19 protein-coding genes, 1 tRNA gene and 1 pseudogene are annotated in these 20445 nt (G+C 69.9%); 19 read left to right on the top strand and 2 right to left on the bottom strand.

Annotation, left to right across the window (positions count from 1 at the left end; translation table 11 throughout):
* Positions 1–162: 162 nt before the first annotated feature.
* The 16 genes and pseudogenes from PLE19_21385 to PLE19_21310 all read left to right on the top strand — a co-directional run bounded on the left by PLE19_21385 (position 163) and on the right by PLE19_21310 (position 14818).
* Complete coding sequence (locus PLE19_21385) at positions 163–621, top strand: hypothetical protein (GenBank protein HPD17498.1); 459 nt, start codon at positions 163–165, stop codon at positions 619–621.
* A 33-nt stretch (positions 622–654) separates the two neighbouring features.
* Positions 655–948 carry a hypothetical protein gene (locus PLE19_21380; protein HPD17497.1) on the top strand — a complete coding sequence of 98 codons (294 nt, stop codon included), beginning with the start codon at positions 655–657 and terminating at the stop codon, positions 946–948.
* A gap of 1124 nt (positions 949–2072) precedes the next feature.
* Positions 2073–2879, top strand: coding sequence for a methyltransferase domain-containing protein (locus PLE19_21375; protein HPD17496.1), 807 nt, complete (start codon positions 2073–2075; stop codon positions 2877–2879).
* Positions 2880–2903: 24 nt separating this feature from the next.
* Positions 2904–4121 (top strand): double-cubane-cluster-containing anaerobic reductase, encoded by a 1218-nt coding sequence (locus PLE19_21370; protein ID HPD17495.1) that lies wholly within the window; start codon positions 2904–2906, stop codon positions 4119–4121.
* Positions 4118–5098 (top strand): 2-hydroxyacyl-CoA dehydratase family protein, encoded by a 981-nt coding sequence (locus tag PLE19_21365; protein HPD17494.1) that lies wholly within the window; start codon positions 4118–4120, stop codon positions 5096–5098. The genes PLE19_21370 and PLE19_21365 overlap by 4 nt, the downstream gene beginning before the upstream one ends.
* Positions 5095–6477, top strand: a complete 1383-nt coding sequence (locus tag PLE19_21360; protein HPD17493.1) for a 2-hydroxyacyl-CoA dehydratase family protein — start codon at positions 5095–5097, stop codon at positions 6475–6477. Before PLE19_21365 ends, PLE19_21360 begins: the two co-directional genes overlap by 4 nt.
* Positions 6474–7253, top strand: coding sequence for an acyl-CoA dehydratase activase (locus PLE19_21355; protein HPD17492.1), 780 nt, complete (start codon positions 6474–6476; stop codon positions 7251–7253). The genes PLE19_21360 and PLE19_21355 overlap by 4 nt, the downstream gene beginning before the upstream one ends.
* A 263-nt stretch (positions 7254–7516) precedes the next feature.
* Positions 7517–8542, top strand: a pseudogene (gene selD, locus PLE19_21350) (selenide, water dikinase SelD).
* Between the two features lie 27 nt (positions 8543–8569).
* The gene (locus PLE19_21345; GenBank protein ID HPD17491.1) at positions 8570–8941 is read left to right on the top strand and encodes a carboxymuconolactone decarboxylase family protein; all 372 of its coding nucleotides are present in this window, start codon (positions 8570–8572) and stop codon (positions 8939–8941) included.
* Positions 8938–10332, top strand: a complete 1395-nt coding sequence (selA, locus tag PLE19_21340; GenBank protein ID HPD17490.1) for an L-seryl-tRNA(Sec) selenium transferase — start codon at positions 8938–8940, stop codon at positions 10330–10332. Before PLE19_21345 ends, selA begins: the two co-directional genes overlap by 4 nt.
* Before the next feature lie 6 nt (positions 10333–10338).
* Positions 10339–12312 carry a selenocysteine-specific translation elongation factor gene (selB, locus tag PLE19_21335; GenBank protein HPD17489.1) on the top strand — a complete coding sequence of 658 codons (1974 nt, stop codon included), beginning with the start codon at positions 10339–10341 and terminating at the stop codon, positions 12310–12312.
* A gap of 63 nt (positions 12313–12375) precedes the next feature.
* Positions 12376–12473, top strand: a tRNA-Sec gene (locus tag PLE19_21330).
* A gap of 39 nt (positions 12474–12512) precedes the next feature.
* Positions 12513–12830: a hypothetical protein gene (locus tag PLE19_21325; protein ID HPD17488.1), complete on the top strand. Its 318-nt coding sequence runs from the start codon at positions 12513–12515 to the stop codon at positions 12828–12830.
* A gap of 79 nt (positions 12831–12909) precedes the next feature.
* Positions 12910–13659, top strand: a complete 750-nt coding sequence (locus PLE19_21320; GenBank protein ID HPD17487.1) for a 4Fe-4S binding protein — start codon at positions 12910–12912, stop codon at positions 13657–13659.
* A gap of 342 nt (positions 13660–14001) precedes the next feature.
* Positions 14002–14307 (top strand): hypothetical protein, encoded by a 306-nt coding sequence (locus PLE19_21315; protein HPD17486.1) that lies wholly within the window; start codon positions 14002–14004, stop codon positions 14305–14307.
* Positions 14308–14584: 277 nt separating this feature from the next.
* Entirely contained in the window at positions 14585–14818 is a 234-nt protein-coding gene (locus tag PLE19_21310) for a hypothetical protein (GenBank protein HPD17485.1), read from the top strand.
* A 204-nt stretch (positions 14819–15022) separates the two neighbouring features.
* Here the strand turns inward: PLE19_21310 and PLE19_21305 are convergent, their stop codons facing one another.
* Together PLE19_21305 and argJ are read right to left on the bottom strand one after the other, a co-directional pair.
* Positions 15023–16672: a hypothetical protein gene (locus tag PLE19_21305; GenBank protein ID HPD17484.1), complete on the bottom strand. Its 1650-nt coding sequence runs from the start codon at positions 16670–16672 to the stop codon at positions 15023–15025.
* Between the two features lie 41 nt (positions 16673–16713).
* Positions 16714–17937 (bottom strand): bifunctional glutamate N-acetyltransferase/amino-acid acetyltransferase ArgJ, encoded by a 1224-nt coding sequence (gene argJ / locus PLE19_21300; protein HPD17483.1) that lies wholly within the window; start codon positions 17935–17937, stop codon positions 16714–16716.
* Between the two features lie 171 nt (positions 17938–18108).
* Between argJ and PLE19_21295 the strand changes: the two genes are divergently transcribed.
* From PLE19_21295 to PLE19_21285, 3 genes are all read left to right on the top strand, one after another.
* Complete coding sequence (locus tag PLE19_21295; GenBank protein HPD17482.1) at positions 18109–18993, top strand: hypothetical protein; 885 nt, start codon at positions 18109–18111, stop codon at positions 18991–18993.
* Positions 18994–19099: 106 nt separating this feature from the next.
* Entirely contained in the window at positions 19100–19486 is a 387-nt protein-coding gene (locus PLE19_21290; GenBank protein ID HPD17481.1) for a hypothetical protein, read from the top strand.
* Positions 19487–19540: 54 nt separating this feature from the next.
* The coding region (locus tag PLE19_21285; protein ID HPD17480.1) for a rod shape-determining protein at positions 19541–20445 on the top strand (905 nt) is incomplete at its 3' end.

Here is a 20445-nt window from a genome sequence, read left to right as displayed (position 1 = left end):
CCTTCCCTCGTAACTCGCTGCCCTCTCGACACATCCCCACAACGCAACCGCCTCAGCCAACCCGAGTTGCCGTTGACAGGGCGTGTCCCCGGCGTGTATGATCACGATGGCTTCGTAACCGGGATGCGCTGGCGGCTCGCGTGGACCCGCCAGGAGGCCAGGATGAGCACAATCACACGTCGCCTCGCACTGGGAGTGGGCATTGCCGTCGCACTCGCCTTCACCCAAGGCTGCGCGAGCTGGGAGGGCGGCCTGCCGGGCTTCCTGGGAAACCGCGTGAAGGATGCCCTCGAGTGCGTTGACCTGGGCGTGACGGTCAGCGACAAGGCGCAGTTCTCCTTCTATGCGGCGTTCATGTCTGCCGTCCCCTTCGGCTACGGGCACGTGGAGGGGACGTTTGTGGGCGTGGGCGGCGGCGATATCGGTGCGATGCGCATCTACTACAGCCACTACGGCCTCGGCGTCTACGGCCGCGAGCGCACCGGCTGGGGCAACTGCCTGTGGAGGTTCCCTGAGTTCGAGGCCGGCGTGCACGACGAGCGCATGAACTGCCAGGGGGTGGGGCCGCTGGGCATTCTCATGCCGCCCTTCGACGGCCGGCCCGCGGGGAGGCCCACCTGAACGAAGTTCTTCCACGCTTGGCGCGTGGGTCTCGTGGCGAACGCAAGTTGGGCGCAGATGCTGGACTTCATGGCTGGCTGCATAGGCCTCGACCCGGCCGGCGACGACGGCCGGAAGTACGGCCTCTGGCCGTGGCAGATTGAGGGGTGGCCGAACATCCCGGGCGCGGCGGAGCCCGCGGCCCGCGAGGCCCGACCGGCCGAGCCCGCGAAGGAGCCTCAACCGAAGGCGCCTCGGGAGGAACACCCGAGGCCCCGCCGCGTGGAGCCCTCGCCGCCGCGCCCCTCGGAAGCCCCCAAGAGACGTCTGGAGGACCTGGTGCCCTGATGCCTAGGCGGGCGGCTCGGCTGACACCAAGCCCTCGCGGAAGCATGGCCATGCGGTCCTCTGGGGCGAACCCCCTGTTTGCCTCTGGATCATCCCCGTGCGGGGACAGATGGTACAGCGGGCAGAAACCGGCCGCAGAAGCCGACAAGTCGCCCCGAGCGCCGATCCGAATCAGCGGGGAGCGATGGACCAAATGGCCGGTCGGGCGAGCCCAGGGCCTCCTGGTTCTCATGAGACTTTGCATAGTTGTTCAAGTATGCAATTCTGCGAGCGCAGGGGCGCCTGGGCCCCATGCTGTATCAGTTTGGAGGGGGAGAAAGTGAGCAAGCATGGCGGGAAAGCCCCCAGAAGCCCGCGAATCGCCAAAGCGCCATACTCGCTCATCTGCCGGAGCTGGGGCGGGATGAGCAAGCATGAGGGCAGCGTGTCTGCTTTCTCAGACTCGCGAGAGGGTGCTGGCCTGTGCGCACGGGCAGAGTGCCGCCCTCACGCGAGCCGCGGGAGTCGGGGGCTGCGCTGTGCTTCTCCTGAGGGGGCGCTGCCCAGGGCCTGGTCCGGGCGGGTCAGGCTCGCAGTGCGGCCTTCAGGCCGTTCGGGTGCGGTCTAAAGCCCGCGCTGCTAACTGGTTCGGGCAGCAGCCAGGTTTGACACCGCGCGCCCCTGCTGCTATAATCCCGGAAAGTTGTTTCTTCCAGCCTTTCGGCCTTTGTTCTTCCGCCAGGAAAGGGGGTGATAGCCGTGGCTGAACGCGTGCCAGTCTTCCCATCGGATGCCGCACGCGGCGCGAGTTGGGCAAGGAGCCTCTGAGCGACGCCGTGCGCGACGCAATGGCTGCGTCACTCGGTGTCGGCTGGACTGGGTTGGGCGAGGGAGCGTTGCCGGTCAGCCGCGGCTTGGAGGCCCTTCACTGTGCGGATTGCCCCCCGCCGCTGACGGTCTCTTCCCCAGGCTGCCCTGTGCTCGCCTCGCGGTGTGGATGCCGCCTCGTGTGGGCCCCGTGCCACGAGTCGGCTCCGCCTCGCGCCCGCCGTATCGCAGAGTCCCCCTTGCAGAAGGACGCGCGACGCGGAGCCCGGGCGTCCTCGAATCCCTCACCACTCTTCAGGCCGGGGGAAGGCAAGAACATGAAGGCGATCAAGGGCATTGGCCTCGCACAGGTGCAGGCCACCTACAGCGGCCCCGAGGCGGACCTCTGGGAGCTGGTCATGGGCGAGCAGATACACATTGGCGGCTTCCAGTCGTCCATGGACCTCTCGGGCAAGGCAGGGATCGCCCCCGGGATGCATGGCGTGGACCTGTGCTGCTGCACGGGCGCCGGCATGCGGTTCCTGGCCCGCTTCCGCGGCGCGGCTTCGATGGTGGGGGTAGATGCCACGGCTCGGATGGTCGAGCGCGGGCGGCAGCGTGTCGCCGAGGAAGGGCTGACCGACCGCATCCGCTTCGTGCTGGCCGACGTGTGCGCCAGCGGGCTGCCCGACGGGGGCGCCGACTTCGTGTGGGGCGAGGACGCCTGGTGCTACGTGGTGGACAAGGCCAAGCTCGTCAGCGAGGCAGCGCGTCTCGTCAGACCTGGCGGCACCATCGCGTTCACCGACTGGGTGATCGGCCCCGCTGGCCTCACCGATGCCGAGGCCCAGCGATACCTGAAGTTCATGAAGTTCCCCAATGTCGAGGACATCGGCGGCTACTGCGAACTGCTCCGCAGGAATGGGTGCGAGGTCGTCCTGGCCGAGGACACGGGGCGTTTCGCGCCGCACGTGGACCTCTACCTGGACATGCTGAACATGCAACTCACCTACGATGCGCTGAAGATCATCGGCTTCGACGCCGCGCTGATGCAGACGCTGGCCGGCGAAATGGCCTTCATGCAGGCCCTCGCCCACGCCGGCAAGATCGCTCAGGGCCTCTTCGTGGCCCGCAAGGCGAGCTGAACCCGCTCCCTGGAGGCGCCTCCGATGCCCAAGTGCTGTGGCGGCAAGAAGCCGAGAACGCGGCCCGCGCGCGCCCGGCCCGCGGCCGACCCGTTCGAGTGGTTCGAGGACATGATTGACCACTGCTACGACTACGCCGCGGCGGCCCACAAGGCGGGGCGTCCCATCGTCGGCATCCTGTGCGAGTACACGCCCCGCGAACTCATCCTGGCTGCCGGCGGAGTCCCGGTCTGCCTCTGCGGTGGCTCGGCCGACACCATCCCCAGCGCCGAACAGCACCTGCCGGCCAACCTCTGCCCCCTCATCAAGTCCACCTTCGGCTATCACATCGAGAAGTCCAACCCCTTCCTCGAGATGGCCAGCCTGGTGGTGGCGGAGACGACCTGCGACGGCAAGAAGAAGATGTACGAGCTGCTGGCCGAGACACGCCCCATGTACGTGCTGGAACTGCCCCAGAAGGCGGACGACGCGGATGCCTTCGCCCACTGGGTGGCGGAATTGCGCAAGCTGCGGACCGAGCTGGAGACGCGCTTCAAGGTCCGGATCACCGACCAGCGCCTCCGCCGGGCCATCGCGGTGATGAACCGCGAGCGGGCGCTCCGGCGCCAGCTCGCCGCCCTGATGAGGGTCGAGGCGCCGCCGCTCACCGGCATCCAGCTCCTGCACTTCAACAGCAGCATCTCCGGCATCCCCGCCGACCACGCACAGTACGCCAGCGCCCTCCGGAGCCTGCGGCGCAAGCGGCCCTGTCCGGACGCGGCCCGGCGCCTCCGCGTGTTGATGACCGGCGTGCCCGTCCTGCGCGGCGCCGAAAAGGTGCTCGATATCATCGAGGAGAAGGGCGGCCTGGTCGTGTGCATGGAGAACTGCTCCGGCATCAAGCCGGTGCTCGAGGACGTGGCCGCGGAGGCCCCCGACCCTCTGCTCGCCATCGCCGAGAAGTACTTCCATCTGCCCTGCTCGGTCATGACGAGAAACGATCGGCGGATCGAGTCGCTCCGCTCGCTCGCCGCCGAGTACCGGCCCCAGTGCATCATCGAGCTGATCTGGCAGGCATGCCTCACCTACGACGTGGAGGCCAGCCGGGTCAAGCGCCTCGCGGAGGAGGAACTCGGTATCCCCTACTTGCGGATCGAGACGGACTACTCGCCCTCCGACGCGGCCCGCGTGGCCACGCGCTGCGAGGCCCTTTTCGAAACCGTGCGGGCGCGCGCCCAGCAGGCCGGGAGGGCGGGCTCGTGACTCCGGCGGTGCTGTACAGTTGCTCGTTTGTCCCGCCCGAGTGGATTGCCGCGCACGGCGTGCGGCCGTGGCGCACCCTTCCTGCGTCGGGGCCGGCCTCCGCGTGGCTCGCCGCCGATATGGGTCTGTGCCCTTACGCCCGCGCCTTCGCCGAGGAGGCCCGCGCGAGCGGGGCTGAGGGGCTCATCGTGTCCACGCTGTGCGACCAGATGCGGCGCGTGGCCGAGCTCCTGGCCCGCGACTCGCCGCGGCCGGTGTTCCTGATGCACCTGCCCACCACCTGGCAGAGCGCCGCATCGCGGGCCTACTACCTCGACGAACTGCGGCGGCTGGGCCGCCTCCTCGTGCAACTGGGCGGCGCCGCCCCGTCGGACGAACGGCTGGCCGCCGTGATGCTCCGGTATGACGCCGTCCGCGCGGCCCTGCGCGCCTTGCGCGGGCGCGTGTCGCCGAAGCGCTTTTCCGAGGCACTCGCGGAGTTCCATGCCACCGGCGCCCTGACCGCCCACGCCCCCTCCGCCGCGCCGCCGCCCCAGGGTGTGCCGATCGCCCTGCTTGGGGCGCCCATGCTGCGCAACCACTTCTGGCTCTTCGACCTCATCGAAGAGGCCGGGGGCCACGTGGCGCTGGACGCCACCGACAGCGGCGAACGGACCCTCCCGGCGCCGTTCGCGGCGGACCGGTTGCGTGCCGACCCCCTGCGGGTGCTGGCCGAGGCCTACTTCGGCCAAATCCCCCACGCCTTCCGCCGGCCCAACGACGCGCTCTACCAGTGGCTCAGGCGCGAGTTGGCCCGAAGCGGCGCCAGGGGGCTCATCGTCCGGCGCTACGTCTGGTGCGACACCTGGCACGCCGAGGTGGCGCGGCTGCGGGAGTGGGCGCCCGTTCCCGTGCTCGACCTCGACGTGAACGTGGACGGGGACGCCGAGGGCCGCGCCGCAAACCGCATCCAGGCCTTCATCGAGGCGATCCAGTGATCGACACGCCGCGCCGAATCACCCTCGAGGACTGGGACGCCCGTTACGCCGAACTGCGGGCCGCGGGCCTCCGCGAGCCGGCCTACGGCGGGCCGCTCCGCCGCCACCTCGACGATGGCGACCTGCGCCTCGCGCGGCTGCTCTACGACAACTCGGCGGCCTCGCTCCGCCTGTGGAACTTCCTCCTCACCGAGGAGGAGCGCCTGCGCCAGGCCCGCGCCGAGGGCAAGAAGCTGATCGGCACGATGAAGGACCTGGGCACAGTGCCGGTCATGGCGTACTCCCTGCCCAACGTGGTGGCGTTCTACCCCGACGGCGCGTGGTGGTTGCCCTGCGTGATGGAGATGAGCACCGGGATGCTCGAGGTGGCCGACTCGCTGGGCATAGACGAGGCCTTCTGCCCCGTGCGCGCCATGCTGGGGGCCTTCCTCACCGAGGCTCACTTCCCCATCCCCGACCTGCTCACGTGCAGCGTGGGCGCCACCTGCGACGACTTTTCGGCCATCGCCCAGCGCCTGGAGGCCCTCGGCTACCCGATCCTGTGGTGGGAGGCCCCCAGCCGCCGCCGGCCCGACCCGGGCGAGGCCGCCGTGAGCCTCCCAGGCGGCTTCGCCGCACCGCAGGCCCAGGTGGACTTCGTGCGCTCGGAGCTGGAACGCCTGCGGGGGGCGCTGGAGACGTTGGCCGCCGCGCGTCTGGATGACGCCCGCCTGGCCGCCGGCATCCGCGCGGCCAACCGGGTTCGTCGCCTCCTCGCAGAACTCCGCAGGCTGGCCTACACGGCCGAGCCGTGCCCGCTTCCCGCCCTCGAGATGCTCATCGCCGAGATGCTCGCCATCCACTTCTGTTCGGACCGCGCCGAATCGCTCCTGGTGTTCGAAGACCTGCTGCGCGAGACCCGGCGGCGCGTGGATGCCGGCCAGGGGGTTCTGCCGCCGGGCGCGGCGCGGGTCTTCTGGGTCAACCCTGTCGCCGACCTGCGGGTGATGAACCTCCTCGAGAGCTGCGGCGGGCGAATCTGCGGCACCGAGTACCTCTTCTGCCACGCCCTCGACGAGATTCCCGAGGACCTGCCGCCGATGGAGGCCCTCGCGCGCATGGCCCTGGCCGACCCGATGGTTGGGCCGGCCGCCGACCGCGCCGAGCGCATCTGCTCCGACATCCGAGCCTTCGGCGCCGAGGGCGTCATCGTCTCGCGCATTCCGGGGGCCAGCCACTGCGCTACCGAGGGCGCCGTGATCGCCGACGTCGTCGCCTCGTCGCTCGGCCTGCCGGTCGTCGAGATCGAGGTGCCGCCGCTCTCCGACTCCATGCAACCCACCTTGAGCACGCGGCTGACCGCGCTGGTCGAGGTGATCCGAGAAGGGAGAACTGAATGATCTGTGCCGGGATAGACGCGGGGTCGAGGACCATCAAGATCGTGCTCGTAGAGGCTGACACGCTCGACATCGTGGGCACCGCCACGGCGGACCAGGGCGTGGAGCAGGAGGCGCTCGTGACCCGCCTCTACGACCAGCTCCTGGCGGACCGCCGGCTCGACCGCCGCGCCGTGGCCGGCGTGGTCGCCACCGGGTACTCGCGCAACCTCGTCCGCGAGGCCGACACGACCATCACCGAGATCACGTGCCACGCCTGCGGCGTGCGCCACGTCGTGCCCGACGCGGCCACCGTCATCGAAATCGGCGGCCAGGACAGCAAGCTCCTGCGGTTGAACCCGAACGGCAGCGTGCGCGATTTCGCGATGAACGACCGCTGCGCGGCGGGCACGGGGCGCTTCCTGGAGATGGTGGCAGCCCGGCTGGGCGTGGGTCTCGATACCCTGGGCGACATGGCCCTCCGCAGCAGCCGCCCCGCCCCGATCAGCAGCATGTGCGTGGTGTTCGCCGAGACCGAGATCATCGGCCTGCTCGCCGCCCATGCCCGGCCCGAGGACATCGTGGCCGGCGTGCAGACCGCCATCGTCAAGCGCGTGGTGGCCATGGCGGGGCGCAAGCTGGCGCCGCCCGTGGTCTTCACAGGAGGCGTCGCCCTGATCCCCGGAATGGACCGGGCGCTGGAGGCCGCGCTCGGCCAGCCCGTCTCCGTCGCGCCGAGCCCCCAGATGACCGGGGCGCTCGGCGCGGCCCTCCTCGCCGCCCGGCATCGCCGCGAGTGAGCCCGGCCGCTTCGGGGCGCCCCGGCGCCGCGGCGCGCGATTCCAGATTGACACCGGCCTGGAAATATCTAAGGTAGGACCTTATGGCGAAAGACCTGGCGAAACGCAAGCGAGTGATGGGGCGCTCGATCCGGCTGGGCCACTGCGTGTGCGACCCGCGCAAGCCCTGCCCGTGCGATACCCTGAAGCAATACGACGTGTGCACCTGCGCCGGCGAGCGACTGGCCGACGCCCCCACCGCGGCCAAGGTGGATTCCGCCACGATCCGGCTCACCCAGCACGTGCGCCACGCCGGCTGCGCCTCCAAGATCAACGCCGAGGACCTCCGCCGCGTGCTGGCCGGCCTGCCCGAAGTCCACGACCCGCGCCTCCTCGTGGGCACCGCCACGGCCGACGACGCGGGCGTCTTCCAGCTCACCGACCAGGTGGCGCTGGTGCAGACGGTGGACGTCTTCACCCCCTGCGTGGACGACCCGTACCTCTTCGGGCAGATCGCCGCGGCCAACTCGGTGAGCGACGTTTACGCGATGGGCGGTCGGCCCGTCACGGCCCTCTCCATCGTGGGCTTCCCCATCGAGTCGCTCCCGCACGAGGTCATGCAGCGCATGCTCCGCGGCGGGCTCGACCAGCTTCGCGAGGCCGGCACCCTTATCGTCGGCGGCCACAGCATCAACGACGAGGAGATCAAGTTCGGCTTCGCCGTCACCGGCGTCGTCGAGCCCGCGAAGATGGTCACCAATGCGGGGGCGCAGCCGGGCGACCTTCTTGTGCTCACCAAGCCCCTGGGCACCGGCATCGTGGCGCTGGCTGCCCAGATCGGCCGGGCCTCGCCCCAGGCCGTCGAGGGCGCCGCCCGCTCCATGGCCGCTCTCAACCGCATCGCCTCAGAACTCATGGTCGCGCTGGGCGCTCACGCCTGCACGGACGTGACCGGCTTTGGCCTCGTCGGGCACCTGTGCCACATCGTGCGTGAGAGCGGGGTGACGGCCGAGGTGTGGTGGGACGCCCTGCCGCTGCTGCCCGACGTGTGGGACTACGCGAAGGCGGGCATCCTGTCGGGCGCGGCCGAGCGGAACCGCTCGTTCGCCGGCGCCGCGTTCAGCGCCGAGGAGGTGCCGGAGGAGGCCCTGTCCGTCATCTGCGACGCGCAGACCTCGGGCGGCCTGCTCGTGGCCCTGGCGCCCGAGGCCGCGCACGAGTACGTCGCGCGCCTCCACGCAGCGGGCGTGGCCGAGGCCGCCATCGTGGGCGCCGTCGCCGCGAAATCCGAAGGCAAGATCATCGTCATTCGACGGGAAGGAAGCGCCATGGCAGGAATGGAAAAGGGCACGCCCACGAACAGGGACACGGTTGCGCCCGCGGCAGACGCCCCAGCCGCCGCCCAGAGAGCGTGCTGCGCGGGGGACCCCACTGCGTCGCCGACGAACGTCTCCGATGCCCACGATGCATTCCTCGGCGCCGCCTTCGCCCCCGGCGCCATTGATGCCGTGACCAAGGAACTGATCACGATCAGCCTGGCCGTGCTGAGCCGGTGCGAGCCGTGCGTCCGCTACCACGTGCCCCAGGCGCTCAAGATGGGCATCACCCGCGAGGAGATCGAAGAGGTCGCCTGGATGGCCATTGCCATGGGCGGCGCCCCGGTGATGATGTTCTGGAACCAGGAAGCGAACAGGATGCCACAGGAATGAGTTCCCCAGCCCCCGATCGCGCGAGCCGGTTGCGTCAACTGCCTTCGATGGACCGCCTGCTAGAGTCGCCCACGGCGCAGGAGCTGACGGCCGAGTTCCCGCGCGCCAGGGTCAAGGAGGCCCTCCAGGCCATCCTGGCCGCCGCGCGCGAGGCGATCCTCGCCGGGGGCGACGTGCCGGCCGAGTGCGCCCTCCTCGCCGCGGCCGAGGCGGCCTTGCGCGAGGCCGATCGCCCGCAACTCGTGCGAGCCATCAACGCCACGGGCATCATCCTCCACACGGGGCTGGGGCGCGCCGTCCTGCCCGAAGCCGCCATCGAGGCCATCGCGCGCGAGATGCGCGGGTACTCCGTCCTGGCCGCCGACCGCGAGACGGGCGAGCGCTTCGAGCGCGAGCGCCACGTGGAGCCGCGCCTGTGCGCCCTGACGGGCGCCGAGGCGGCCACCGTCGTCAACAACAACTCCGGCGCGACCATGCTCCTCCTGGCCGCTCTGGCCCGGGGGCGCGAGGTCATCGTCTCGCGTGGCCAGCTCGTCGAGATCGGCGGCAGCTTCCGCCTGCCCGACATCATGGCCGAGGCCGGCGTCCGCATGGTCGAGGTCGGCACCACCAACCGCTCCCACCTGCGCGACTACGAGCGCGCCCTCACGCCCCAGACGGCCATGCTCCTGCGCGTACACACCGCCAACTACCGCCAGATCGGCTTCACCGCCGAGGTCGGAACCCGCGAGATGGCCGACCTCGCGCACCGCCACGGCTGCCTGATGGCCGACGACATCGGCAGCGGCGCGCTCTTCGACATGGCCCGCTGGGGCCTCGAGCACGAGCGCACCGCCGCCGAGAGCATCGCCGACGGCGCCGACGTGGTGCTCTTCAGCGGCGACAAGCTCCTGGGCGGCCCCCAGGCCGGCATCTTCGTGGGGCGCAAGGCCCCCATCCAGGCCATCCGCAAACACCCGCTCGCCCGCGCGCTGCGCGTGGACAAGCTGTGCCTGTGCGCGCTCGAGGCCACGCTGCGCCTCCTGGCCAACCCCGAGCGCATCGAGCAAACAGTGCCCACCTACCGCATGCTGGCGCGCAGCCTGGACGAGCTCCGCGCCCAGGCCGAGGCGCTCGCCGCCCGGATCCGCGCGGCGCAGCCCTCGCTCACCGTGAATGCCCGCCAGGACGTTACCTACGTCGGCAGCGGCTCGCTGCCGGGGCTGCCGTTCCCGAGCTGGGTCGTCACGCTGGCCAGCCCCACGCTCTCGGCCAGCCGCCTCGCCCGCCAGTTGCGGCGGAACGACCCGCCCATCTACCCCCGTATCGAGCGCGACGAGGTGCTCCTCGACGTGCGCACCCTCCAGCCCGGCGAGGACGCCGAGATCGCCGCCGCGTTGGCCCGGGAGTGACCTGCCATGCCCCGCCGCGACAACATCATGATCGGCACCGCCGGCCACGTGGACCACGGCAAGACCAGCCTCGTGCGCATGCTCACCGGCTGCGAGACCGACACGCTCCGCGAGGAGAAGGAGCGTGGGATGTCCATTGACCTCGGCTTCGCCCCCTGCCAACTGCCCGACGGGCGCATCGTAGGCATTGTGGACGTCCCGGGCCACGAGAAGTTCATCCGCAACATGGTGGCGGGGGCCACGGGGATCGACATGGTGCTCCTCGTGGTCGCCGCCGACGACGGGGTGATGCCGCAGACGCTCGAGCACCTCGACGTCCTCCTCCTCCTCGGGGTGCGCCACGGGCTGGTGGCGCTCACGAAGATTGACCTGGTCACCCCCGAGCACGCCGAGATGGCCGCGGAGGGCGTGCGCGAACTCCTGGCCGGCACCGCCCTCGAGGGATGCCCCATCTGCCCCGTCTCCAACGAGACGCTCGAGGGCCTCGGCGACCTCAACCGCGTGCTCGGCGAGGTGGCGGGCCGCTGCGAGCCGCGGCCGGCCGACGGGATTTTCCGCCTGGCGGCCGAGCGCGCCTTCTCCGCCGAGGGCTTCGGCACCATCGCCACAGGCATTCCCTGCTCGGGCCAGGTGCGCCTCGGCGACACACTGGAGGCCTTCGACCCCGCCGGGAATCCGCGCCTCGCGCGCGTCCGCCGCCTCGAGGTTTACGGCCGCGAGGCCGACACCGCCCTCTGCGGCCAGTGCGTGGCGGTGAACCTCGTGGGCGCGCGGCCCGCCGAGGTCGGCCGCGGCTGCGTCCTCGCCACGCCCGGCTACGTGCAGCCCGTGCGTCACCTCGAGCTCGCCCTCCGCCTCGCCAACCGCCCCTCGATCCGGCCGCTCAAGCAACGCGCTGAGGTCCACTTCCACACCGGCACCATGGTCTCGATGGGGCGGGTCACGTTCCTCGACTGCGCCGGACCCCTGCCGCCTGGCGGGGCGGCGCTCGCGCAGATCCACCTGCTCGAGCCGCTCGTGATCGGGGTGGGCGACCGCTTCGTGATTCGCGGGCCGGACGCGCGGGCCGGCCTTCGCGTGATCGGGGGGGGGCGGGTGATCGGCACGTCGGGCCACCACCTGAAGAGCAGGGCGTGGGTGGTCGCCGACCTCTCGCGCTGGGAAGCGGCGCTCGACAGCCCGACGGCCCTGTTGGCCGAAGCGGTGCGCCAGGCTCGCACGGGCACCCCCCCTGCGGACGCGGCACGCGCTGCCCTCCTCCCCGCACGCGCCGCCGAGGAACTCGGCGAGCGCCTCCTGGCCGAAGGGGTCCTCGTGAAGACCCCCGAGGGCCACTGGGCGCACGCGAGCCGAGTGGCCGAGATGGCCGACGAAGTGTGCCAGCGCCTGGCCGCCTTCCACGCGGCTCAGCCGCAGGTCGTAGGGCCGGCCGCGGCCGACCTCCGCCGCGAGCTGGACGTCCCCGAGGGCTTCCTCAGCCTCGTCATCGGCCAGGCGGTCGCCGAAGGACGCGTGGTGCGGCAGGGGGATTGGCTGCGCCTGCGCACCCACACGCTGAGCCTCTCCGAACCGCAGATGGCCCTCCAGCAGCGGGTGGAGGCCGCCTTGGCCGAAGGCGGCTTCTGCCCGCCCGCGCCGGACGCCCTCGCGGCAACCCTCGGCGTCCCCGAGAAAGAGGTCCGAAACGCCCTCGCGCGCCTGACCCAGCAGATAGCCGTGGTGCACCTGGGCGACCTGTGGTTCCACCGCGACGCCATCGTGCGTGCCGCCGAGAGAGTGCGCCAGTTGTTCGCCGAGCGGAAGACGTTCACGACGATGGACTTCCGCGATGCGCTCGGCACGTCCCGGAAGTACGCCGTCCCGATCCTCGACTACCTCGACTCCCTGCGCCTCACACGGCGCAACGGGAACCAGCGCACGCCCGGCCCCGCGTTGGCCAGCGGCGCCGGGCCCGTGCCGCCTGCCTCGGGCACCTCGTAAGGCGCAATCGCACTTGAGTCCCAACAGGCAGTACGCTACAATCTGGCGTGGGGATTTCGGTCCGGAGGTGGCCGGCGGCCTGGTGGCGCCCCTGGGCTTCAAACCCAGTGTGGGGCTTGCATAGAGTCCCGGGTGGGTTCGATTCCCATCCACCTCCGCCATTTTCGCGACTGTGGGGACGGGCGCGATAGGCGACGCAGATGCCTCGGCGGCTCCTTCCACTCGTGCGCGCGTTGGCCGGCCTGCTCCTGGGCCTGGCATGCCTCGGCTACGGATATGCCGTCCGCAAGGTCACGGTGCTCGCCGAGCCGGCCCAGCCCGCCGCAGCACCGGAGGATCCCTCCCTCCCCTCCATCCCCGGCGAACCCGCCCTCCCGTCCCCTGCCGCCAAGGTGCCGCTCGTCGTGACCGAGGGGGAGATGGTCCGCGACGCCACGGTCGGCGGACTCGCGCGCCTGCCGGACGGCCAGCTCGCCCGCACGTACGTGGGCAGCCCCGCGCAAGCGTGCCCAACCTGAAAGAACTGACCTTGGCTCGGCCCTCCGCGGGCGAGCCCGGTCATGCAGAGTCATGGCCAGCCCAAGACGATTCGCTCGAGTGCGCGGGTGGGTGCAGGCCGCCTTTCTGGCGATCTGGCTCAACCCCCTTCTCTACCTGCCGGTGGTGTGCGGCCCCGTCTACCACTGCCACGCCTGCCCCCTCTCCGCCTTCGCCTGCCCGATCGGCGTCCTGGCCAACTTCTCCGCCTGGCACGTCTTCCCCTTCGTGGCCGTGGGCACGCTCCTCGTCGTCGCCATGTCCATCGGGGCGCTGGTGTGCGGCTGGGCCTGCCCCTTCGGCCTGGTGCAGGACCTCCTGGCCAGGATTCCCACGCGCAAGTTCCGCATCCCCATCTGGCTGGGGCACGGGCGCTACGCGGTCCTGGTCATCCTCGTCCTCGCCCTGCCGTTCTGGCTGGGCACGGAGAGCAAGCTGTTCTTCTGCCGCCTGTGCCCCGTCGCCACGCTGGAATCGGCCCTGCCGGAGACCGTCAAGACGGGCGTCCTACCCTCGGCCCCGCGCCTGGTGATCCTGGCGTTGTTGGTCGCCGCGATCTTCCTCTATCGCCGGCCCTGGTGCCGGGTGCTCTGTCCACTTGGCGGCCTCCTGACGCTGGGCAACCGCTGGTCGCTCTTCCGCCTGCGCTGGGAGAAGGCCCGATGCAACCACTGCGGCAAGTGCGCGCGGGACTGCCCCTTCGGCGTCGAACTCCCCGAGCGGCTCAACTCGGTCCAGTGCCTGCGCTGCCTCGAGTGCACGGGCGAGAAGTGCGGCGCCTTGCGTTCCACGTGGCGTCCAGGGCAATAGGCCTTCGTGGCCGGGGCCAAGCATGTAGCCGGCGCCAGCGAGAGCAATCGGACGGCGAAAAGTACTTGACATCACGGCAGATTCGTATAGACTGTGGAGTATGGGTCAGTGGAGGCAGGTCCGGCAACCACTTGCAGGAGGCGACGGGCAATGAAGACGCGAGCGGGTTGGACCCTGATGGCAGCCCTCGTGATTCTGGGGCTGTCGGAGTGGACGAACACGGCCTGTGGGTGAGGCGGCGCCTCCAGCCGCCAAGGGGGCGGCACGACGCTCTTCTACTCTGTGGTGATGACTCGCGATGCGGCAGGTGTGGTGGCTATCGAAGCGGTTCCAAGCTGTGATGTGAGCAAGCTCGAGAAGACCTTCAGCCAAGACTACGCCGAAGCCCTCAAAGCATACGCCGAAGCCAAGAAAGACAACCCGTCCGAGCCCAAGCCCAGGAAGGCCACGGTGGTCGTCCTGGAGAAGTCCGTGCGCGGCAAGGACAAAGCCGACGCCCTCGCCACCAAGTACCGCGAGAAGTACGAGGCCGCCCAGGCCAAGAAGCAGGGCAAGGACCCTGAGGAGGGCGCGCCCAAACCCACCGAGGGCGACAAGTCCAAAGAGGAGGCCGGCGGCCCCGCGCCGGGAGACAAGAGGCCGACCTGAGACGGCCCGCCAGAGCTCGCCACGATGGTTCCATACCGGCTCCGGGCCGTTGAGGAGCATTCGTCGGGCTTGCGATCTGTCAGAGAGGGGCGCTTGACAGGAGACGAGTACAATGCCGAAGCGTGTCAGTTGGTTCTTCCTCGCCGCCCTCAGCGTCATGGGGGCGATGGACTGGGCGCGCACCGCCCAGGGTGGGTGAACGGGCGCTGCATGCCGCCCAGGCGGCGGCACAACGCCTTCCTATTCGGTCCTCATGGTCCGCGACGCATCAGGGGCAGTGACGTTCGAGGCTCTCAGCGCCGACGAGATAGCCAAGCGCGAGAAGGCACTCGCGGAAGCCTATGACAAGGCCTCCAAGGCTGCCAAGGCTGACCCCTCGGTCCCGGCCCCCAGGAAGCCTACCATCACGGTCATCGAGAAGGCCGTGGCAACGAAGGCCAAGGCCGAGGCCCTGGCGGCCAGCGCCCGCCAAAAGTATGAAGAAAGCCTGAAGGCCAACAAGGCCAACTAGGGTCTGGGCGGGGAGTCTACGCGCGCTGCTCCGCAGCGTCAGCGGGGCGTCTGCCGCCGCAACTCGAAGGTAAGCCGCGACTTATGGCCTCGAGCTGTGTCGCTCGTCGTCAACGATGCTCTCCGCTGCATCGCCTCCTCCTCGCTCCTTGCTCGCGGCCAGAATTCGCGGCGTCGCAGTCCCGCGTGGATTCCCGCACAGACCCTAGAACTCGAGGCGCTGTAGCGCGCGCTGCCCGAAGTGCATCGGCACAAGCCCGGTGACGGCGGCGACCAGGGCCGACGCGAGGGATGCGTAGAGAATCTCTGCTCCCCCCTCCCCCAGACGCATCGCCCGCACGCCGTAGGGCAACGCCGTCAGCCCCGCCATCACCACCACAAACGCCACCGACAGCAGCAGATTCAGCGTGCCACCGAACCCCGAGACGATCTTGGAAGGGTTCTGCTCGCGCCAGTTGGGGAAGAGCGCTCCCAGCCCCACCGAGAGACCCGAGACGCCGAAACACACCAGCGCGATCGCCAGCGCGTGATGCCAGATCGTGCCCGCCGGGAGCAGCAGCATGTAGTCCGACACGACCACGAGCGGCAACGTAACGCCCAGCGCGCCCACGAACGAGAAGGCGAACTTCGACCACAGCACCGTCCATCGCGGCACGGGCGCCAGCCCGAGGAACCAGAACCGCCGCCCTTCGAGACTCAACATGGGGAACACGAAGCGCGTGGTCACCGTGGCCAGCACCAGGCTCGTCGCGGCGACGTTCAGCAGCGCCGTTACGTGCCGCCACAGGGGCAGCGACAGGTGGTAAGAGAACGTGCGCAAGTTCAGCACATAGAAGCCCATGAGGCCGAAGAGGATGGCGCACTGCGACCACTGGACCGGGTCGCGCACGAAGAGCCGTGCGTCCTTGCCCACCAGCAGCCGCAAGGCGGGCGCCCAGCGCGCCAGCGCCCACCCGCCGCGCGGCACGCGCCGGCGTGCGCCCGACTTGGAGCGGCTGCGCGACCAGCCCACCCGCAGCAGGCGCTTGCCCAGCTCCCAGCACAGCAGCACGCCGAGCGCCGCGTAGCTCGTGAGCACCAGCCAGTAGTAGCCGGCCTCGGCCAGGTTGCCCCGCGCGGCCTGGAGGAGACCCCTGGTCATCCAGTAGCTCGGCAGGAACAGGCTGCGCGCGAAGCTCATCCGCCCCAGAGCCCGCGGCAGCCACACCTCGGCGACCCCCGTGGACTGCACGGCGCCCTGCACCCACACGGCCACGCCCAGCGCGGCCGCCAGGCACGCGACCACCGAGGTGCCCAGCAGCCGCTTCGCCCGGTCCGGCAAGTATGCCGCCACCGCCAGCGCCACCATGCCGCCCACCGCGGCGGCCAGCACCACGAAGGGCGCGAAGTACGCCAGCACCACCAGCGTGTAGTGCCACGGCGCTGCCACGCTCATCCCGTAACCCAGCATGAGCGGCAACCCGAGCACCAGGAACGCCCACGAACTGAACGTGATGGATTCCAGCAGCTTGTAGACGAACAGGTCCTCAGCCTCGATGGGCCAGGCGAGGAGCAGGTCCGTCTCCTCCGAGCGAAACAGGCTGCCGAACGAAATGATGGCGTTGCTGAAGAAGAGCATGACGCCGAGCAGGAGGAAGAACAGCGAGAGAAGAGTCTCGGCCAGCGGCTCGGTGCCGCCCAGGAACTGGTCCATGAAGCGGAAGCCGCTGAACGAGGCCGCGAACACGCCGACCCAGAAGGCCAGCCCCGCTCCGGCCACAACGACGACCTTGAGCATCGAGTCGCGACGCAGCCGCCGCGCGCTGTTGACGATCATCTGCCAGCGCAGCCGACCCAGCAGTGCCAGTGTGCCCACGGTCTGCTGCCCCCGCGACGGACCCCGCCGCCCCCACGCGCTCACGTGTGATAGTCGGCGTTGATGGCCACGTATTCCTTCGACAAGTCGCACGTCCACACGGTGGCCTGGGCCTTGCCGAGACCGAGTTCGAGCCGCAACAGCACCTCACGCCCGGCCATGGCCGCCGCCAGTTCGGCCTCGGTGGCCGGGCCGGGCGCGCCGGCGGCATAGGCCAGCTTCTCGCCGATGAAGAGCCGCGTCCTCGCCTCCTCGAGCGGCGGGCACGCATAGCCCGCCGCCGACACGAACCGCCCCCAGTTCGGGTCGCCGCTGTGCAGCGCGCACTTGCACAGGGGCGAATCGGCGATGGCGCGCCCCGCCGCCACCGCCAAGCGCACGCTGGGCGCGCCGGTGACCTCGATCCGCACCAGCCGCGTGGCCCCCTCGCCATCCGCCACGATCTTCACGGCCAGGGTCTGGCACAGCTCGGTGAGCGCGGCCTCAAACCGGCGTGCCGCGCCCGTGCCCCCGCGGACCGGCGGCGCATCGGCCAGCCCGCTCGCCAGGCACAGCACCGTGTCGTTGGTGCTCATGTGCTCGTCTATCGAGATGCGGTTGTAGGTGCGATCCACCGCCCGCTTCAGCGCCTTCTGGAGCAACGGAGCCTCGATGGCCGCGTCGGTGGTCAGGAAGGTAAGCGTGGTGGCCATGCCCGGAGCGATCATGCCGGCGCCCTTGGTCGCGCCGCCGAGCGTCACGCTCGCGCCTCCGCCCAGGTCGCACCGCAGAGCGGCCTGCTTCAGCGTGGTGTCGGTGGTGAGGATGGCGCGCGCGAAGCGCTCGCCCGCCTCCAGCGAGCCGTCCAGCAGACGCACCACGCGCGGCAGGCCCTCGAGCAGCTTGTCAATAGGCAGGTAACGCCCGATGATGCCGGTGGACGCGATGAGGAAGTTCTCGGGCTGGAAGCCGAGCAGTTCGGCGGCCTTGGCCGCGGTGGTCGCGACGTCGCGTTCGCCGCGCTCGCCGGTGCACGCGTTGGCGTTGCCGCTGTTGACCACGGCGGCCCGCACGCGCCCCGTGGCGATGGCCCGCCGGCTCCAGCGCACGGGCGCCGCCGCCACGCGATTGGTCGTGAACGTGGCCGCCGCGGCCCCCTGCGTGTCGCACACCAGGAGGGCCAGATCATCGGTCTCCACCTGTCGAATCCCGCACCGCACGGCCGCGGCGCGGAAGCCCCGGGGCGCCGTCACCCCCCCTGCCACTTGCTCCCAGCACACCTTCACAGAACACCTCCATCGGCATCGGGATCGGGTCGTCTCGGCTCCTCGCCAACGGCGATCATAGCCCACGGGCGCGCGCGCGTCAATTTTTTCTTGACTTTCCCCCTCCCGGGACTATAATCGGGCCGGTCTACGGAGGCGGTCTACGACCCTAAGCCACAGGAGGTTCTGGGCATGAGCCTTGCCGGCAAGATCTTCGCGGTGATTGCCATGGTGGCCGCTGTCTTCTACGCAGGCATCACGGCGGCCCTGATGTCGCTCCAGGAAAACTACAAACAGAAGTGGGCCGACGAGCAGGCACTCCACGCCCGAACCAAGCAGGACTGGGACACGAATCAGAAGGACCTCAACGGCAAGATCGACCAGTTGACGGGCGAGTTGGACCGTGCGGCGAAGCAGATCACGAGCCTGCGCGGCGAGCGCGACGAGATGCGCGAAGAGTGGAAGGCCGCCGCCGCCATCAACCGCTTCTCGATGGACGTCATCAATGACCAGGAGGACCAGATCGCCCTCCTGAACACCCGCCTCGACCGCTACAACGAGGACCTCAAGGCCGCCCGCGGCGACAACGACAAGAAGCAGGCCGAGATTGACGCCCTCAACGCCAAGTATGCCGAGCTCCTGAAGAACCGCGACGCCGTGCAAGACCTCCTCACCGTGCGCGAGAAGAGCCTCACCGACGCCGTCAAGGAGGTCGAGAAGCTCACCAACGACCTCGCGATGGCCAACGACATGCTCTCCCGCCTGAAGGAAAAGGACCCCGAAACCTACGCCGGCCTGCTGCGCCCCGAGACCCAGGTGCGGCCCAAGAAGGTCATCCGCGGCAAAGTCACCGGGGTGGACAAGAGCCTGGGCCTCGTCATCCTCAACATCGGCCAGCGCCACGAGGTCGTCAAGGGCTACTCCTTCATCGTCTTCCGCGGCGACGAGTACATCGGCAAGGTCGTCGTGGACGAGGTATTCCCTGACATGGCCGCGACCCATTACGACAGGCCCTCCATGAAGAAAGACGTGGAGGTCGGGGACGATGTGACCACCCGGTTGACGATTGACCTGTAGGCCGACCCGCGAACCTTGCGCATGCGGCGCCAGGCGCCTTTGCCCGTGTGGCCCTCAGCCCTCTCCGGCTGGGCACCACGGGGTGGCAGACCCGGAGGTGAACTGAATGGCACGCTTCCAGCCCCGCTCGAACATCTACACGTTCCTGCCGATTCTCGCCACCCTGGTGATGGCGGCAGGCATCACCTTCACCTGGATGAAGATCCAGGAGTACCAGCAGCCGCCCAAGCCCACCGACCTCCCGCCCGCCAAGGGTCGCCAGTATCCCGACCCGCCCGCCCCTCCCTCCGCCAAGAAGGCCACCGATATCCTCGACGAGCCCGGCAAGGAGAAGGGCGAGGTCGCTCCCGGCGAGAAGGCCCCGACCGAAGAACCTGGCGAAAAGGCCAAAGCTCCTGACGCGCCGGAGGTCAAGGAAAAGGCTCCCGCGGAGAAGGCCCCGGCCGAGGAACCCGCACCCCCGAAGGCCAAGGCGGAGGAAGAGGAGAAGTAGCCCGCCCGCCGCGCCGCGCCCCGGCCCTCCCCGCATGCGAAGGGCGTCGCCCGCATGTACATCATTGACCGCTTCCTGAGCCTGTTCTCCCTGGACATGGGCATAGACCTCGGCACCGCCAACACCCTGGTGTGTTTGCGCGGCCGGGGCATCGTGCTTGCCGAGCCATCGGTCGTCGCCGTCAAGAAAGGCACCAACAAGGTGCTCCTCAACGGCAACGCCGTGGGCGAGATGGCCAAGGCCATGCTCGGCCGCACCCCCGGCAGCATCGAGGCCATCCGCCCGATGAAGAACGGCGTCATCGCCAACTTCGACATCACCGCGAAGATGCTCCGCTACTTCATCAACAAGGTCCACAACCGCCGCTGGGGCTACCGCCCGCGCCTCGTCATCGCCGTGCCCCACGGCATCACCGACGTCGAGCGCCGCGCCGTCTACGCCTCCGCCGAGCGCGCCGGCGCCCGCAAGGTCTACCTCATTGACGAGCCCAAGGCCGCCGGCATCGGCGCCGGCATGCCCATCACCGAACCCACCGGCAACATGGTGGTGGACATCGGCGGCGGCACCACCGAGGTCGCCGTCATCTCCCTCGGCGGCGTCGTCACCTGCCAGTCCCTCCGCGTCGCCGGCGACAAGATGGACGAGGCGATCATCCAGCACATGCGGCGCACCTACAACATGGACATCGGCCCCCGCATGGCCGAGGACACCAAGATCCGCATCGGCTCCGCCTTCCCCCTCGAACAGGAGCTCACCCTCGAGGCCAAGGGGCGCGACTTCATCACCGGCCTGCCCCGCCGCGAGATCATCTCGTCCGAGGAGGTCCGCGAGGCCCTCCGCGAGCCGATCAGCGCCATCATCGAAGCCATTCGCCTGTGCCTCGAGCAGACCCCGCCCGAGCTCGGCGCCGACATCTTCGACCGCGGCATGGTCATCACGGGGGGCGGCGCCCTCCTCCG

Source organism: Planctomycetota bacterium (assembly GCA_035384565.1).
GTDB lineage: Bacteria > Planctomycetota > PUPC01 > DSUN01 > DSUN01 > DAOOIT01.
The sequence above is the reverse complement of the archived record's forward strand: the minus strand, read 5'-3'. Positions and strand labels throughout refer to the sequence as shown.